The organism is uncultured Porphyromonas sp., assembly GCF_938023125.1.
Taxonomy (GTDB): Bacteria; Bacteroidota; Bacteroidia; order Bacteroidales; family Porphyromonadaceae; genus Porphyromonas.
In genome coordinates this window covers 1-16703 of the sequence record NZ_CALHDW010000012.1, presented here as the reverse complement: position 1 = coordinate 16703, position 16703 = coordinate 1, and the positions used below count along the sequence as shown (strand labels likewise).

Sequence of the window (16703 nt, the reverse complement as noted above, 5' to 3'; positions counted from 1 at the left end):
AGTACTTTTGCTTCGGTAATTTGTGATGGAACAGGAGATAAAAGAGGCAACACCCACAGCCGAAACAACCGAAAGAGCTGATGATCAAGCTGTTTCCAATAAAACTCCACAGCTCCTCAAACCCAAAAGGGGCAGGTGGAAGCGTATCGTTGTAGCCCTACTTCTAGCTCCATTTGCCCTCATTTTTCTTCTTATTTCTCTGCTATATCTCCCTCCGGTACAACGTGGAATTGCGAGATTTGCTGAGCAACAAGTAAAGAAGAAGACAGGTATTGATCTTACCATTGGCGACCTAGGACTCCGTTTTCCCCTTACCCTCTCCCTTCGAGACATAAGAGCTATTAGCCCAGAGGGAGATACCTTGGTAGCCCTATCCAGATTAGATACAGATATTCCTCTATTCCCCCTCTTCAATGGACAGATAGAAACGCCTAAGCTTCGAGCCGAAGGAGTCTCTTTTTACATCCCGGACTCGGCACGCACCATGATTATGGGCGGGGGAGCACAACACCTCGAAGTAGCGGCCATTGCTGTCAATCTAAGCCAACAGACTGTGGACGCAGGGGCACTGTTGCTAAAGGATGGTGGATTCTCTCTATACAGTGTAGATACGGTCAAAAACCCCAATCCTACCCCTGTAAAGTGGAAGATCGCGATTGATCGCATTGACCTACAAAAGACGAAAATAGATATCACGATGCCTCTTGATAGCCTCTATGTACGAGCCGATATCGACAAAGGGACCATGGAGGGATTCTCTTATGATATAGAAGCTCTACGCCTAGAGACCAACCGAGTATCACTCCGAGCCAAGTCGGGGAGCTATGCAAGAGATGCACGCCCACCTAGTACCCCCTATGTAGATTATACCCATCTCTTTGGGTACGATATGGAGGTGGATGGGACCAATCTTGTACAACAAAAGACACTCCTTATGGCAGAGGTATCGCATCTGTCGATTAGGGAGCACTCGGGAGCACGTATCAACGATGTATCGGGGTCCTTCTTTATGCAAGATGGACTTATTGAGCTCGAGGAGATGCAACTTATCACACCCTATAGTAGGGCAGATGGGTCTTTACGGATCCCTCTATCCATATTTATAGCGAAAGACACTACCGCAATACTACGTGCGGACCTCCGGGCACAACTCCACCCCAAAGATGTTTTCTACTTTACAACGATAGATACACACAAGCTACTAGGCAAGCAGGCGAGTCTATTAGATACTCCCATAGCACTAGAGCTAAAAGCAGAAGGTACCACAGAAGATCTCACCCTCTCACGTGCCTATGCATCGCTTCCTCAGATGCTATCCGTAGAGCTAGAAGGTAATTTACAACACATACTTTCACCCAAGCAACTGAAGGGGAACATCGAATTCGACCTCAAGACAAACTCCAAAGCCCATCGTCTACTCTCCTTCCTCGACGCCTCTACGGCGCAGCGTATTGCCATTCCGTCCGGCTCCCGCCTTCGTGGCAAAATGCGTCTCACCCCTAGTAGTTATGGTCTGGATGCTAGGCTCACCACAGCCCGTGATGGATCTGTACTCCTCAAAGGGGACTTCTCGCCAAGGACTATGAGCTACAGAGCGGATACCGAGGTCAAACAGTTTAATGTATCCGCTTTCTTACCCCACGACTCTATCGGCATTGTAGATCTCAACCTACATGCCAAGGGCAATGGATTTAATTTCTTGTCCACACGCACTGTTGCCGATCTGCAACTCAACCTACATCGTCTCTCGTATAAGCAATACAATTTCGACAGTGTAGACTTTGTTGCCTCTATGAATAGGGGTGAGTTTCAAGCCTATACCAAGAGTCTTAATCAGGGGGCCTTGGTATCTTTTGACATGGCGGGCGCTATCCAGCAGGGCTCCTTAGCGGGTAATATCCATATCCAAGTAGACACCGTTGCACTACATACGATTGGCCTTTCGGCTACACCCTTGTCGTTTGGTGTTGGATTAAATGGGAAATTTTCTACCAACCTAAGCGACCGGCACTCTATCCAATTGACGGCGCACGATCTCTTTGTCCATCTAGAAGATGGCCGGTATGGCTACGATTCGGTCTCTTTCCGTGCCCTAGTCTCCCCAGATACAACAACGGCCGCTTTTGCTGCCGGAGACCTATATCTCGATGCCTACATAGGGGCGGGCATGTCTACCCTAGGTAGCACGAGTCAACAAATAACGAACTATATCCCCCAACTTCTATCCGACTCCTTGCAACCAGAGGCGCTCTCCAAGATGATTGACCTCTTGCCGCCTATCGGGATAGAGCTCGTAATGGGGCAACAAAACCCTATAAGCAATATCTTACGAGAGACTAAGACCTCTTTTTCGAGTGCGAATATAATGCTCACCAATACCCCTAAAGAGGGTTTGGACTTAGAAGCAACCATACAAGACCTGAGGCAAGATACGCTCCGTATAGACAACGTGTATGCGAGTATCACCGCCGAAGAGGGGCACGGTCGTACCACCCTATCGGAGAGTGTATATCAATCTCTCAATGGATTTACGTGGAGCGATGCTCAACCCATTCGCTACGACCACGTTGCCAATCCTCGTGAAGGTACGGAGAAATATCTACGCTTTGACCTTCGTGTCAACAAGAAAAAATATCGTACACAACCTCCCTTCTCTATTTACCTCCATGCTATAAGCGACCTAAGAACCCTAGACTTTGACGCAAGCTATACGGGTCAAGGAGAGGGAGACTATGCCCTGAGTGCGATTCTATTTAAGAATGCCAATGGGGTCGGGATTAGCTTCAAAAACAAACCCATTGTACTAGCCGGCTATCGACTGCACGCCAATACTCAAAATGCGCTCTTCTACAACTTTGGGAATTCTAACGTGCACTCTTCTCTGCAGCTACGCAGCGACAATAATGCAGAGCTCTCTATTACCTCCCAAGAAAACGAGGGGTCTCCCTTTAGTTCTCTCTATCTAAACCTGAGCCAACTAGAGCTAAGGGACATCAATCACTTCTTTGGGATGGAGAGCCTTGAAGGGAATACATTCGCAGATATAACCATTGAACGCAACCCCCGCACCGGGATTCCGAGCGCTACGGGCGATGTTTCCATCAACAATTTGAGCTACGACAAGACCAATATCGGACATATTGGTATGGCTCTCTTCTACGAACCTCGAGATAATAGCTCGCATTACGTTACAACCCAGATCAACTATAACGGGAAGCTAGCCTTCTCGGCTGAAGGTACTTACAGCCCTCGTAACGAAACATCTCCCATCGATATGACGGCGAATGTTTCGGGATTCCCTCTATCTCTTGCCAACCCCTTTATCGGAGCTAAAAACGCCGCTCTTGATGGCACTGTAGACGGTAGCCTCTCCATTAGAGGTACTACTAGCAACATGCTTTTCGATGGAGTAATGACGCCTCACGAAGCCTCGTTCTTCCTTCCTTTAGTCGGAAACAAGTTTGCCATTGATACGCCTCCTATCAAATTCCGCGATAGTAAGCTCCTCTTCGAAGACTTCCGTCTGCGAGCTCAAGGGAAAAAACAATCCTTTACCATCAATGGTTATCTCGCTCTACTTGGCAAAGATGCTCTCACCACCAACCTCCAGATCACGGGAGAGGAAGTAGAGCTTATTGATAGCAAAGCAAGAAGAGGGCAAATGATCTATGGTAAGTTGCTAACCAGTGGAAACATAAACGTAAATGGCCATATAACCCATCCTAAGGTTAGAGGACGCTTGCATGTGCTTGGTGGTACTAACATAATCTACGTTTATAGCCAAGCCGAAGCTAAGGCAACTGATAAGCTCGCCGGAGTTGTCGAATTTACGGACTTTACGGACACTCTCGATAGAGCGAATGATGAGGTACACAATAGAGTCTCTCTTGGCGGTATGGATGTGGTACTGGATCTGAACATAGATCCGGCGGTGCGAGTAGGTGTAGACTTATCAGAAGATCACCAAGATCACGTGTACGTACAAGGGGGTGGAACCTTCCGTTTCACCTATCCTCCCTATGGAGAAATGAGCCTAATGGGTCAGTATAATCTCTCGGGAGGAGGGGATGTTCGCTATGCTTTCCCCGTTGTGGGGCGCAAGATCTTTTCTATTGATCCCAGTAGCAATATCTCCTGGAGTGGCAATGTAATGAATCCTCATATCGACTTCAAGGCCACCCAACGAGTGCGTGCCAATGTAGTAGAAGGAGGCAAACCTCGTAATGTAAACTTCGATGTACAGATCGTGGCCAAAGAGCACTTAGAGAATCTAAATCTGGCCTTTGACGTATCTGCACCCGAGGATCTTAGCATACAAGGGCAGCTCTCTTCTATGAGCGCAGAGGAGCGAGGAAAACAAGCTGTAGGCCTTATGGTTAGCGGTACATTCCTAGCCTCGGAGCCGAGTAAGACCTCGCCTCAGCAATTGCTCAGCGGGTTAGCGGTGAGCGAACTCAATAGCCTTACGAACAAGATCCTAGAAGGGACCGATTTCAATGTAGGTATGGAACTACATGATGCTGCCGAATTCGGATCGGCTTATACAGACTATACCTATAGTTTTAGCAAGCGTCTTTTTGATGATCGTCTCAGTGTAACTATCGGGGGTAAGGTAAGTACCGGAAAGATCCCGACCAACCACGAGCAAACCTTTATTGACAACTTCAATCTGGAGTATCGCCTAGACAAAGCGGGCTCTATGTACCTCAAAGGCTTCCACAAACGCAATAGTGACAACCTGATCGAAGGGCTGGTAACCGAGACCGGTCTCGGTTTTATCATACGTAAGAAGTTTAGTCGTTTGGTAGATATTTTCCGCAAACAAATGCCCTCTACCCCCTCTAACAGTAAATCTCAAGAGCAGAATACTCTTATAGCACCTGCCCCCAAGGAATCAGAAAAACCGGTTAGCCATGACGAAGAGAAGTAACTACAGACCTCTACTAGCCGAGGGTAGTTTAGCGTTCCTAATTCTACTCCTACTGAGTGCATGCTCCGTTACAGCCCTCCTCCCAGAGGGCGAGCAACTCTACATTGGTGTGGGGAAAACCCAAATCCTCAATCAAGATCATAGCAAACAAGGAAAGGAAGCCATAGAAGCCGCAAAGAAGGAGGTAAACGTACCGCCTAATGACTCTTTTCTGGGATCAGCTCGCTACCGCTTCCCTTTCCATTTTGGGCTTTGGGTATACAATAGTTATCGAGACGATAGCACCTTTTTGGGGAGAAAGATCTATAAGATGTTTGCCTCCGAACCCATTCTTCTCAACAATGTAAGCCCTCAAATACGTTCCAAATTAGCACAGAATGTACTGCGCGAACATGGCTATTTCGATGCTATTGTGAGCGATAGTATTGCCCCATCCCCCAAAGACTCTCTACAGGCTCGGGTATACTACACAATGGACATGGGGTTGCCTTATCACCTAGAAAGCGTGCAATACCTGAGCGACAGTGCTTTCGTTGCGAAGTCTCACCTCGACCATGCCGCCATCTCCACTCTACACAAAGGAGATCAATTCAACCTAAACAACATACTAGAGGATAGACAAATTGTCAGTACACATCTGCGCAACAATGGATACTACTTCTATACCCCGGAAGCCCTAATATATCGTGTTGATACCGCCATTGCCCCCCAATCTATCGATATGCGCATCGGGTTCAAAGAGGGGCTTGAGCCGCAGAGTTTAGCTCCTTGGAGTATTGGCAAGGTAACTTTCGATATTGGACTATCTCCATCGGCTCCTGCAACCGACTCTACCCTTATTGGTGACGTCAAACTAAGGTATAACAATACACGCACTACTCGCTTGTCTGTACTGGGTAGACGTGTATTCTTACGCCCGGGAAGTGTATATTCTCAACTTAATGAGCAGAATACACGACAAGCTCTAGCTCGTTTGGGAGCATTCTCTGCCACAGATCTCGCTTTTTCTATTGCAGACAGCAATCAGCACGTCCTCGATCTTCACATCACCTCTACTCCGGATAAAGCATGGGATGCCACGCTTGAGGGAGCACTACGGTTCAAAAGCAATGGATTCAAAGGCCCGGGGTTGCGAGCCTCAGTAGCCAAGCGTAATGTCTTTGGCGGGGGAGAACAATTATCGGCGTCACTCTACGGTTCGTATGAAAATGCGAGCAAGAGTGGTTCCCTCTTGCATAGTTACGAATTTGGATCCGACGTAAGTTTATCGGCACCCGCCATCCTTTTACCAGGATTAAGCAACGTACTATTCGCCTTCCCAACCAATAGTGACATTACTCTATCTGCCTCACTAGTCAATAGAGCAGGCTACTTCAGAATGGCCTCTTTGGGGGCATCTGCCAATTACCTTTTCAACCCCAAAGAGCAACATAAGCACCGCCTCACAGCATTTCGTCTTCAATACAATTTCTTAAGCCATCAATCTGATGAGTTTAATCGTATTTTAGAAGAAAACTCGACCCTAGGGCTCAGTCTCAAAAGCCAATTTATCCCCCAAATAGGCTATACCTACACCTACGATGATATTATAGAAGACAAAGGTTCGCATCATGTTTGGATGGAACTATTTATTTCTGAGGCTGGCAATCTTACCAATGCCATCCAATCTTTAGGGAAAAAGAAGTACAATGAAACTAAGAAACTCCTTGGAGTACCCTATGCTCAGTTTATAAAACTCATGGGCGATCTCCATTATACCTACACGATAAATCCGAATCAAACCATTGCCACACGCTTCTCCACAGGAGCCATCTTTAGTTATGGCAATAGTACGGTTGCCCCTTATAGCGAACAATTCTACGTTGGGGGTGCCAATAGTATTCGAGCATTTACCGTGCGGAGTATTGGCCCCGGTAGCTATCAACCGAAGAGCGATAAATATTCATTTATCGACCAATCGGGGGACTTCAAACTCGAGATGAACATGGAGTGGCGCTTCCGACTTGTCAAAGCGCTACAAGGGGCGATATTTTTTGATGCTGGGAATATATGGCTACTCAATAAGGATGCCAATCGCCCCGGAGCCTCCCTACAAGAACTAACCTCCTTCAAGGATTTCTTCAATCAGGTCGCTCTTGGCACTGGGTTTGGTATTCGCTATGATTTGGGGTACTTTGTCATCCGTGGCGATGTGGGCGTTGGCCTACACATTCCTTACGATACAGGGTACTCTGGCTATTACAATATACCCGACTTTTGGAAAAGCATAGACTTCCACTTGGCCATCGGGTACCCATTCTAAAAGCAACTTCTATCATGCCCGCTCCCCTATTTTCCCTCATAATCCCCGTATACAACGTAGCTCTCTATATACAAGAGTGCCTCGAGAGTTGCTTTACACAGAGCCTCATCTCTCCGGAGGAGTATGAGGTAATCGTAATAGACGATGGTTCTAAAGACGAGAGTATAAGTCTTGCACAACCCATTATCGCAAGACACTCAAATGCCCGCATCATACACCAAGAGAATCGGGGACTTAGTGAAGCTCGAAACGCAGGATTTAGGGTTGCTACAGGTCGTTATGTTTGGTTTATAGACTCTGACGACTTCATCACCCCGGGCATACTAAAGCAGCTAAAGACGTTTTTAGAAGAGGCTAACAATCCTGATGTCGTCTCTCTATCATCGCGACTTTTCGGGGAAGGCTATATACGTACTCTGGAGTTGCATCCCAAGTTTACAGAGCCTATGAGTGGGTTGGAACTGCTTGATACCGAGCAACAGATTATCCCCGTACATCACTACCTCTATAAGCGTAATTTTCTCCTATCGAACCAGCTAACATTCTACCCACGTATCTACCACGAGGATGAAGAGTTTAGCCCTAGAGCTCTCTATTTTGCAAGGGAAGTTGCGTTCTTTCAAGGGGTGGCCTACCACTATAGACAACGCCCCAACTCTATCATGCACTCGGTTAATCTCAAACGCCCCCGAGACTTAACCATCATCGTGCAACGCCTCTTGGCTTTTTCCAAAGATCATCCATCAGAAGGGCTCAATCGGGTTATTGCCAGACTTCTACTGAGTACAATAGTCCTTTATAGAGAGATGAAATGTACGAGAGAACCCATTGCATTCCTTCGTAAGGTCAAGAAAAATAAAGCATTAGTCCGACTTCTTTCTCAGCATCCAGATAAGAGATTTCGCCATCTAAGTTGGGCTCTACGGGTGCTCCCTCCCACCCTCTCGTGGCACACCTATCTCTTGTACAATAGATTTACAAAAGAGCGAGACTAAACCTTGCATCTCTAAGCACTTGCTCCTAAAAAGAGAGCCTCGTCTCAGTAAACTTAAGCCTTAATAAAACCGCCCACCCCCAATACAAAAGAATGGGAGTGGGCGAAATTCTTTACGTACGACCTGCCTAGAATCTAAAGAATATGACCACAGCGGCCCATTCCTTTTTCACACCGGAAGCTCTCCCGATAGAGCGATTCTGTCTATCTCGTACGGTACCATCACTTTCGATTTTCCCTATTTGGCTATTACGATCGTCGCGTACAGTACCATCACTTTCTACTTTACCCATGGTACGTCCTTGGCCATCACGGATGGTACCATCACTTCCTATTTTGCCAACAGAACGTCCCTGTCCATCACGGATGGTACCATCGCTCTCAATCTTACCTACGGAACGATTACTCCGATCTCGGAGGGTCCCATTCGAATCTACAGAGGAAACTTGCGCCCCATTGGCATTGTAAATGTTTTGAGCATGACTCAGGTGCACACCGGCAAGCAGGGTACAGAGAACTGTGAGAATTACAAAGAATTGTCTCTTCATTTTTTCATTGATTAGAGGGTTAATAATCCAAACGCAAAGCCTTCTCCTATATAACCTTGCATAGTAGATAGACTTTGTATATACAAAGATAGAGAAAAACATTTGATCTCCCGGCCCTATGCTTCTACCTTTGCAACAGAAAGAAATAATAAGACAATCAACTAAAACAACAGACGTATGATGGAACAAAACCAACCAATTGCAATGCCTCGCCTTGGCGAAGCTGCACCTGCTTTTACAGCCGATACCACTCAAGGTGTCATTAACTTCCCCTCCGACTATAAGGGACAGTGGAAGATACTTTTTAGCCACCCGGCCGATTTTACTCCCGTATGTACCTCTGAGTTTATGACCTTTGGGCATCTTGCTGCCGATTTTGAGGCGCTCAATTGTCAGCTTGTTGGTCTATCTGTAGATGGATTGCAAAGCCACATTGCTTGGCTTCGTACCATAGAAGAAAAGATTGACTGGCACGGATACAAGAATGTAGAGATCAAGTTCCCCCTCGTAGTAGATGTATCTATGGAAGTTGCTCACAAGTATGGTATGATCCAGCCCGGTGAGAGCAGCACAGCAGCGGTGCGTGCCGTATTCTTCGTTGACCCCGAAGACAAAATCCGCACCATCATGTACTACCCTCTCTCTCTCGGCCGCAATTTCGATGAAATCAAGCGTGTACTTATTGGGCTACAGACCGTTGATAACTTTGGGGTAGCACTGCCTGCCGACTGGCGTCCCGGCGACGAAGTAATCGTACCCCCGGCTACCACTTGCCGCGTAGCTAGCGAACGCGCTTCGGGCAAAGAGGCTAACCTACACTGCTACGACTGGTTCTTCTGCACAAAGCAAATCAGCAAAGAAGAAGTAGAAAAAAAGCTAGGTAAATAAGATTCTTTTACCTACCTTTGCTATAGGATATTAGCATAGGGAGTCTCCTGCCTAGGGTATAGGTCAAAGTGAAGTAATCAGAAGGATCTGAGGAATCTTCCCATCGAATCTAGAACCAAAGCTTGAGTGCTCCCTTCTTTTGTGGGTAATTACACAAGACAAGTTACTTGTCGACCCACTCTGCTCTCAACTTACTTATACTAAATAATAAGGGCTGCACCATCGAAATCGAAAAGTGCAGCCCTTCTCTTTTTAAGCCTCAGATAGGATTAATCTTCTCCCTCTTGCTCCTCGGCGTACGTCTTCAATAGTTTTTCTTGTAGTTCCATAGGAACGAGTTCGTAACTTGCAAACTTCATCGTGAAGGAAGCACGTCCTCCCGTAAGAGAGCTGAGAGCCGTACTATAATTCATCAATTCTTTTAGGGGTACCTTAGCCAAGAGTTGCTCATAACCCTTCTTACTATTCATCCCCATAATAACGGCTCGTCTGCCTTGTAAATCACTCATTACATCCCCGATATAATCTGCGGGTACAGAGACCTCAACGTCGTAGATAGGCTCCAAAATCTTGGGAGCAGCTTCACGGAATGCCATACTAAAGGCATTGCGCCCTGCGAGCATAAATGAAACTTCATTGCTATCTACGGGGTGCATCTTACCATCATAGACAATAACGACTACATCGCGAGCATAAGAACCGGTGAGCGGTCCACGCTCCATTCTTTCCATAATCCCCTTGAGGATAGCAGGCATAAAGCGCGTATCAATAGCACCTCCTACCACGCTATTAATAAAGACAAGTTTACCACCCCAAGCAAGAGGAATCTCATGACGGTCTCTTACGGTAATCTTAAATTCTTGCCCTCCAAATTTGTACACTTCAGGGATATTTTCTCCCTCTACATAGGGTTGGATAATAAGATGAACTTCTCCAAATTGACCGGCACCACCAGACTGCTTTTTGTGACGATAGTCCGCCCGAGCAGCTTTGGTAATAGTCTCACGATAGGGGATACGAGGCTCACTAAACTCGGTAAGGATCTTATCGTTGTGTTCCAATCTCCACTTAAGAGTACGCAAATGGAACTCTCCTTGACCATATACAATGATCTGTCGCAATTCCTTGCTTTGCTCCACAATCCAAGTAGGATCTTCCTCCATCATTCGGTGGAGAGCTTCGCTCATTTTCTCAGCATCAGCACTATTTACTGGCTTTATGGCTCGCATAAACTTGGGTGCGGGGTATTCGATAGCAGGATATTGCCAAGTGCAATCCTTTTCGTTTAGAGTATTACCACGGCGCACATCCTTTAGTTTTACGGTAGCACCGATATCTCCGGCGGCAAGTTCGTCTACCTTAGTACGCGTCTGACCTGCCACTACGAACAGTTGGCCCAAACGCTCTTTACTCCCTCTTGTTATATTGATGAGATCGCATCCTTCTCGTACAGTACCCGACATCACTTTGAAGTAAGAAACTTCGCCAATATGGGGTTCGACAGTGGTTTTGAAGAAGTAAAGACTGATGGGACCGGAGGGATTAGGGGCCACCTCTTCGGCTTCGGTAGTTATAGGATTAGGCATCTCGGTCACATGCGGTGCAACGTCTCCCAAAAATTCCATCGTACGACGCACACACATATCCTTGGCAGCCGACACACAGAAGACAGGATACATATCTCCCAAAACAATGCCTTTGCGCATTCCTTCTACGATCTCTTCTTCGGAGAGACTCCCCTGCTCAAAGAAGCGATCCATAAGGGTTTCTTCGTGCTCCGCAGCACTCTCTATAAGTTGCTGGCGCATCTCTTCTGCCGTAGCTCGCTCGCTATCGGGGATCTCTAGCACTTGAGGCTTCCCGCCTTCGGCTCCCCATTGGTACATCTTCATGCGAAGAAGATCCACCACTTGGTTAAAAGAGGGACCACAAGTAACGGGGTATTGAGTTACCACTACCTTAGATCCGTAACGCTCCCGCAACTGAGCGATACTCATTTGGAAGTCAGCTTTTTCATGGTCGAGCTGATTTACAATGAAGATAGCAGGCTTATGAAGTCGCTCTATATGACGAAATTGATTGATCAGTCCCACCTCTACCCCGTACTGGGCATTGACTACCATAAGACAGCAATCTGCAATATTAAGAGCCGATACAGCACCACCGGCAAAATCGTCACTCCCGGGGCAATCGATAAAATTGAGTTTGCGCTCTGCCCACTCAACACTAAAAACAGTAGAAAAAACAGTATAGCCATACTCCTTCTCTACTGGGAAATAATCGCACACGGTATTGCCTGAGGCAATGTCTCCACGACGTTTTATCACACCACTCTCGAAGAGCATAGCTTCCGCGAGAGTGGTTTTTCCTGCACCGGAACTTCCCAAAAGTGAGATGTTCCTAATCTCTTCTGTTTTGTACGATCTCATGATAAAGGAACCTTTTTAAATGTTATACTTCTACTTACCCTAGAGCAAAAGACTGCTAAACAGAGTATTTCTCTACGGCGGTGGGAAGTTACAAAGAAAAATACAAATAGCAATATAAAAATCAAGAGCGGAAGGCAATTTGTAGCCGAATACTCTATTTTACTGTCATTTGTTAGATCATAGAGGATAATAGACTAGGTGCAATATAAATGCCACAGACAGCCAGATTATAGAAAAACCCTCCCCTATCCCATTAGCTTTATAGAGGAGAGTTACACTATTTCCTGAGGAAAAAAGGAAGCTTCAGAGAGGGGCTACTATGAGTACAACGACTAGGCTCGGATATAGAGCTTTGGCGCCCCCTCAAAGCGTTTATAAGCTGCTAAAGAACTTAAAATCCAAAGCAACTTACGGCGAGTACGCACTTGTGGCAAGGGGGCATACCCATCTGTGAATATAATGAGTCCATCGTACTCTGTGTGCTCTTCGAAGTACCGGATGAGAGGATCAAAGTTTGTACCTCCGCGTGCCATTACCTTGATACTCTTGCGCACTCGGAACATCTCTTGTACAGGAAGGCGCAATTCACTATCAAACTGCACTACCTCTATATGCTCTATGCCCTGAGTAAAGAAATGGTTAATCACACTCAGAAAATTTTGAATATCGTCATTGGCAATAGAGCCACTTACATCCACTCCAACCAGCAATCGGGTTGTATAGGGGTGTCGAATGCCCATTTGCATGAAACCATATCGACGGCTGGGCTTCATGCGACTAAGTACAACTTTATTGGATAGAATGCCGGTACGAAACTGGGCGAGCTGACGACGAATATTGACCTTGGCAAAAATAGAAGTCTCCAGAAGTTGCTGTAGCTCACGCGATAGAGAGCCCCACGTTTTTGTATTACGAGCCTTCTCAATGAGTTTTCCTATCGTTTCGTTTTGCAATTCATCTTCCTCCCACAGGGCAGAACGCTCCTCCCACTCCTCGGCATGCATCTGCAACTCACGCACTGCATCGTGCTTTTGAGAAGGCTCTCCCTCAGAAGAAGTGGCAGTTGTAGAAGAAGAAAGCCCTTCGCTCTCACCACTGGCTGAACCATTGGCCCCGTCTCGAACGCTTCCTTTGGCTCTTCCGCCCTCGGGGCTACGCTCGCCGGCACCCCCATTCACGCCTTGTTTCTTTTGAGAAGTCTCCCCCTGCTCTAGCCCCCCACGCTGAGTTTTCTTTTCTTCTTTAGAAGAGGAGTTTTGCGGAGGGATAAGTGCATCTACCATCGAATAATACTCCTCAAAACTACGGTTAGGAGGCAACTTCATCATGGTACGTGTGGCCATTGTCTCATTCGCATCGTAGTACTCGGCAATAGTCATATCACTGGCTATTGCTAAGCAGAATGGACGATAATTAAGCGGTTGCCGCTGGTAAGGGTGACGAAGTAATATCCGTACGACTTCGATACGCAGACGCTTGGCTACATACCCTTCTGAGCGATTGGAGAGCTTCTCTGTATTGTATTCTATGCGCCCTTTCCCCACACGCATTTCCACCTTTAGGTCAAGGTTTTCTACCAATTCGTGGGTACAAAGAGTATCAAAAAGGAGTGGCTCGGCAAGGAACCACTCGTCAGAGATATGCCGCAAAAGCTCTTTCATAACTGCCTCAGGTAGTCTGTCATGAGCGTATAGATGGAGGGTAGCTTGGTCATGATAGTAAGATTTGCATTCGGATAAGTAGCCGACGAAAAGTTATTGATAAGGTGCATCAGAGCCTCTCTTTGGTCATTTTTGTCAAGCCAAAGGATGTACTTCTCCAGATTGGTACCCACTAACTCAATCTCTTCCTCCGGATAACCACGAGCCTCTAAACAGCGGAATAGGTTATCATTGACAAGAGCCAATTGGGGTAATTTCATTGTCTTAAGCCTCTTTTTTACCTCTCCGAAGTGCAGTAGGAGGTCGGCTCCACTCACTACAGAAGTCTCACTAAGCGACTCCGCCAATCGGGCAGCGGCCTTTACCCCTACAATGCCGCTAATCAGTTTAAGAGTAAGCTCATCTACCTCCTCCAGACCTTTCATGATATCGGAGACACGCTCCCAAGCTCGGCGATCGGCACACTTATCGATAGAATCAGCATTTATATTGAACGGAGCATCTAGGGCATCTTGATTGTTTTCAATAAAGTGAATAACCCGTTCGTCTAGCTCTTGAGCCTCTGCCCAAAGCAACCACTCCGCAACGGTAGGACGGAAGAAATAGACATTGAATCGGGATACAAGTGCAGGGTCAAGCTCCGTAATTTGGTATTCGGCTCCGTCATTGACCGCCGAGATAACACGAGAGCCCTCGGGTAAGCGACGGCCGGCCAGCGTTCGATTGAGTGCTAGATCCATCACTGATTGGAGCATCTCCGGGCGCGCTCTATTCAGCTCATCCAAGAAGAGAACGATAGGCTTATCACCCTTGGGGAACCAATAGGGAGGCATAAACTCAGTGCGCCCTGTTTCTGTATTTAGATGTGGCAAACCTATCAAGTCTCCGGGGTCGCTCATTTGCCCCAAGAAGAGGGTAATTACCTCTATTCCCTTAGCTCGGAAAAACTCTGAAATGATACGAGATTTACCAATGCCGTGGACGCCCACCAACATGATATTATGATGGGAGGGAGTTTTCTCTAAAATGCTTTGTAACTGCTTATTATTGATGGTGATAGCCATAGCTATATTGTATTATTTTTTGCCAATGTAGTCAAATAGAGGAAGTCCAGACCTGCTTATTCCCATAGGTTTTGAGGGAAGCCTCGGGATACTCTTGAGCTACAAGAGACTGCATCGCCGAGAGTGACTTCTGCGCATTACAGCGGCTTAAGAAGCCCGGGAGCTGCTGCAATTGTGTCATATAAGAGGTGGGAGAGAGTACAAGGGTGAGCATCTTTTTGCGCCGCAAACGGAAGGAAAGAAAAGCTTGCCCGGCCGAGATCTGCAAATGGTAGGGATGCTCCGATTGGGCTAGCAAACTCTCCACCACCCTCTCGATACTGCCTAAGAATAGGGTACGGATCTTCTCTTCTCGAGCATACTCTACTACAAGGGAATCTAGAGACTCTGAGAGATGCATCAAGGCTTCTCGCTCCTCAAATAAAAGGGTGAGTAGGGGCTCTATACAGGGAATATTTTTACTACTCAATCCATAGCCCGGCTTCTGTGCCGCCCTGTCGTATTGGAGCCTTAAGTAAAAGGGATCGAGGCGTTTGGAGCGAGAGGCTCCTACCATACGGACATACTCGTTACGTGCCACCTTATTAAAAAGGACGTAGAGGGAGATATTATGATAAGAGATACGCAACCCACTACGGATAGGATACCAAAGGAAAGAGAAGCGGGTACCATCGGGCAACTCCTCCACGGCGAGCCCCAACAGGAGACAACGATCTCTGAGTCGCTGGATGTAATCTGAGGCTAAAGTGCGATAAGCTGCGGCTCCACAATGAAAGAGTTTTTGCTGAGTACTCGTCTCCAAAAAGGTAGTGGAGAGCCAATCTTTTAGGGACAATTGGATCCGACTACACAAATCTAACTCTGTAACTTCATCCATTTTTATAGCGTTTATCCATAAGGACTCTAGATAGAGAACAAAGGGTAGACCCAGTTGTTCACCAAGGGAATTATTCCCCTTGACAAAGTTACAAAGCAAGCTACAATAAAGAGCGGATATGGGCAAATCTCTTTAGAAAAGAGAGAGGGAGGCCACCCATCAACTAGAGAAAAGAAAAAATACCCTAGGCAAAGAGAAGAATCTCTCTTTGCCTAGGGTACAAATGGGAAATACACCTCGTCTCAGAAGTGTCTATGACTTATCTCTCTATGCCCCTACCTATACAGTGTGGCTTTGCCATCAAGCACGACGACAAGGGGAGACGAGGTGGTAAAATAAGCGAGCTGAGCGGAGAAAGAGTCGGTAAAAGAGGTCTCGGGCAGGAGACGCACCCCATCAAGCGAATAAACGGAGAGACGATGCGACTTGCCACCCCTCAACTCCACACTCAGCACCCCCTCTTTTATAGATACGTTTGCCGGGGCACTCTCCATATTGTCTAAAGCGGTTGGCTCCGTAGAAATCAGCACCTTCCAAGTGAAATCGGCAGGATGATTGCTAAGCGCATGCTGCACCCCTTTCGCATCTGTATACCCTAGTAAATACTGAGGCATAGATCCAATGATTCTTTTGTTTGTATAAAAGGGAGAATTTTCTAAGGTGCCAATCCCCTCTACCCATACAAGAGACATGTAAGCAATCGAAGGTGAGTAATGGATATTTGTATAGGAAATATTAGGGTAATTATAGCCTTCTCGAGTAGTATTTGAGTGGGATTGAGAAGGATGCTCATAGCTAAAATAGTAGACTCTTCTATTCTCTCCTGCGATCAGTTTGGTCTCAATGGACTTTAGAGTAAACTCATCGTAAAAAGCCTCATTCTCAGGGGAGCCTCCCACACCTATGTATTTTTCTCCCGGCTTGATAGCATAATCGAAGAGTACAAACTCCCTATCCGTACTTTTTTGATAGAGGTAAACTTTAGTTCCCTCCTCACGGGCATAGAAGTC

General features: G+C 46.6%; 10 protein-coding genes. 4 read left to right on the top strand and 6 right to left on the bottom strand.

Annotation, left to right across the window (positions count from 1 at the left end; genetic code table 11):
- The first annotated feature begins 25 nt into the window (after positions 1–25).
- Genes Q0090_RS03610 through Q0090_RS03600 form a run of 3 tightly spaced genes read left to right on the top strand, consistent with a single transcriptional unit; the run spans position 26 to position 8227 of the window.
- Positions 26–4930: a translocation/assembly module TamB domain-containing protein gene (locus Q0090_RS03610; protein ID WP_297947530.1), complete on the top strand. Its 4905-nt coding sequence runs from the start codon at positions 26–28 to the stop codon at positions 4928–4930.
- On the top strand, positions 4914–7232 hold the full coding sequence (locus Q0090_RS03605; RefSeq protein WP_297947528.1) for a BamA/TamA family outer membrane protein: 2319 nt from the start codon (positions 4914–4916) through the stop codon (positions 7230–7232). The genes Q0090_RS03610 and Q0090_RS03605 overlap by 17 nt, the downstream gene beginning before the upstream one ends.
- 14 nt (positions 7233–7246) lie before the next feature.
- Complete coding sequence (locus tag Q0090_RS03600) at positions 7247–8227, top strand: glycosyltransferase (RefSeq protein ID WP_297947526.1); 981 nt, start codon at positions 7247–7249, stop codon at positions 8225–8227.
- A 127-nt stretch (positions 8228–8354) separates the two neighbouring features.
- Here Q0090_RS03600 and Q0090_RS03595 read toward each other — a convergent pair whose 3' ends face one another.
- The gene (locus Q0090_RS03595) at positions 8355–8774 is read right to left on the bottom strand and encodes a 5-fold beta-flower protein (RefSeq protein WP_297947523.1); all 420 of its coding nucleotides are present in this window, start codon (positions 8772–8774) and stop codon (positions 8355–8357) included.
- Between the two features lie 180 nt (positions 8775–8954).
- On the opposite strand from Q0090_RS03595, the gene Q0090_RS03590 reads away from it, so the two are divergent.
- Complete coding sequence (locus Q0090_RS03590; RefSeq protein WP_297947657.1) at positions 8955–9662, top strand: peroxiredoxin; 708 nt, start codon at positions 8955–8957, stop codon at positions 9660–9662.
- Positions 9663–9931: 269 nt separating this feature from the next.
- On the opposite strand, the gene Q0090_RS03585 is transcribed toward Q0090_RS03590, so the two are convergent.
- The 5 genes from Q0090_RS03585 to Q0090_RS03565 all read right to left on the bottom strand — a co-directional run.
- Positions 9932–12091, bottom strand: a complete 2160-nt coding sequence (locus Q0090_RS03585; RefSeq protein WP_297947521.1) for an elongation factor G — start codon at positions 12089–12091, stop codon at positions 9932–9934.
- A 332-nt stretch (positions 12092–12423) separates the two neighbouring features.
- The gene (locus Q0090_RS03580; RefSeq protein ID WP_297947520.1) at positions 12424–13752 is read right to left on the bottom strand and encodes a VWA-like domain-containing protein; all 1329 of its coding nucleotides are present in this window, start codon (positions 13750–13752) and stop codon (positions 12424–12426) included.
- On the bottom strand, positions 13749–14816 hold the full coding sequence (locus Q0090_RS03575; RefSeq protein WP_297947518.1) for an AAA family ATPase: 1068 nt from the start codon (positions 14814–14816) through the stop codon (positions 13749–13751). Before Q0090_RS03575 ends, Q0090_RS03580 begins: the two co-directional genes overlap by 4 nt.
- A 31-nt stretch (positions 14817–14847) precedes the next feature.
- Positions 14848–15693, bottom strand: coding sequence for a hypothetical protein (locus Q0090_RS03570; protein ID WP_297947517.1), 846 nt, complete (start codon positions 15691–15693; stop codon positions 14848–14850).
- A gap of 275 nt (positions 15694–15968) precedes the next feature.
- Positions 15969–16703: hypothetical protein (locus Q0090_RS03565; protein WP_297947515.1), on the bottom strand; the 735-nt coding region annotated here is incomplete at its 5' end.

Excerpts from the sequence above, each read along its gene's own strand:
- Q0090_RS03610 (WP_297947530.1), top strand. The coding sequence starts at position 26 with ATGGAACAGGAGATAAAAGAGGCAACACCCACAGCCGAAACAACCGAA.
- Q0090_RS03600 (WP_297947526.1), top strand. The coding sequence starts at position 7,247 with ATGCCCGCTCCCCTATTTTCCCTCATAATCCCCGTATACAACGTAGCT.
- Q0090_RS03575 (WP_297947518.1), bottom strand. The coding sequence starts at position 14,816 with ATGGCTATCACCATCAATAATAAGCAGTTACAAAGCATTTTAGAGAAA.
- Q0090_RS03595 (WP_297947523.1), bottom strand. The coding sequence starts at position 8,774 with ATGAAGAGACAATTCTTTGTAATTCTCACAGTTCTCTGTACCCTGCTT.
- Q0090_RS03570 (WP_297947517.1), bottom strand. The coding sequence starts at position 15,693 with ATGGATGAAGTTACAGAGTTAGATTTGTGTAGTCGGATCCAATTGTCC.
- Q0090_RS03580 (WP_297947520.1), bottom strand. The coding sequence starts at position 13,752 with ATGAAAGAGCTTTTGCGGCATATCTCTGACGAGTGGTTCCTTGCCGAG.
- Q0090_RS03590 (WP_297947657.1), top strand. The coding sequence starts at position 8,955 with ATGGAACAAAACCAACCAATTGCAATGCCTCGCCTTGGCGAAGCTGCA.
- Q0090_RS03585 (WP_297947521.1), bottom strand. The coding sequence starts at position 12,091 with ATGAGATCGTACAAAACAGAAGAGATTAGGAACATCTCACTTTTGGGA.
- Q0090_RS03605 (WP_297947528.1), top strand. The coding sequence starts at position 4,914 with ATGACGAAGAGAAGTAACTACAGACCTCTACTAGCCGAGGGTAGTTTA.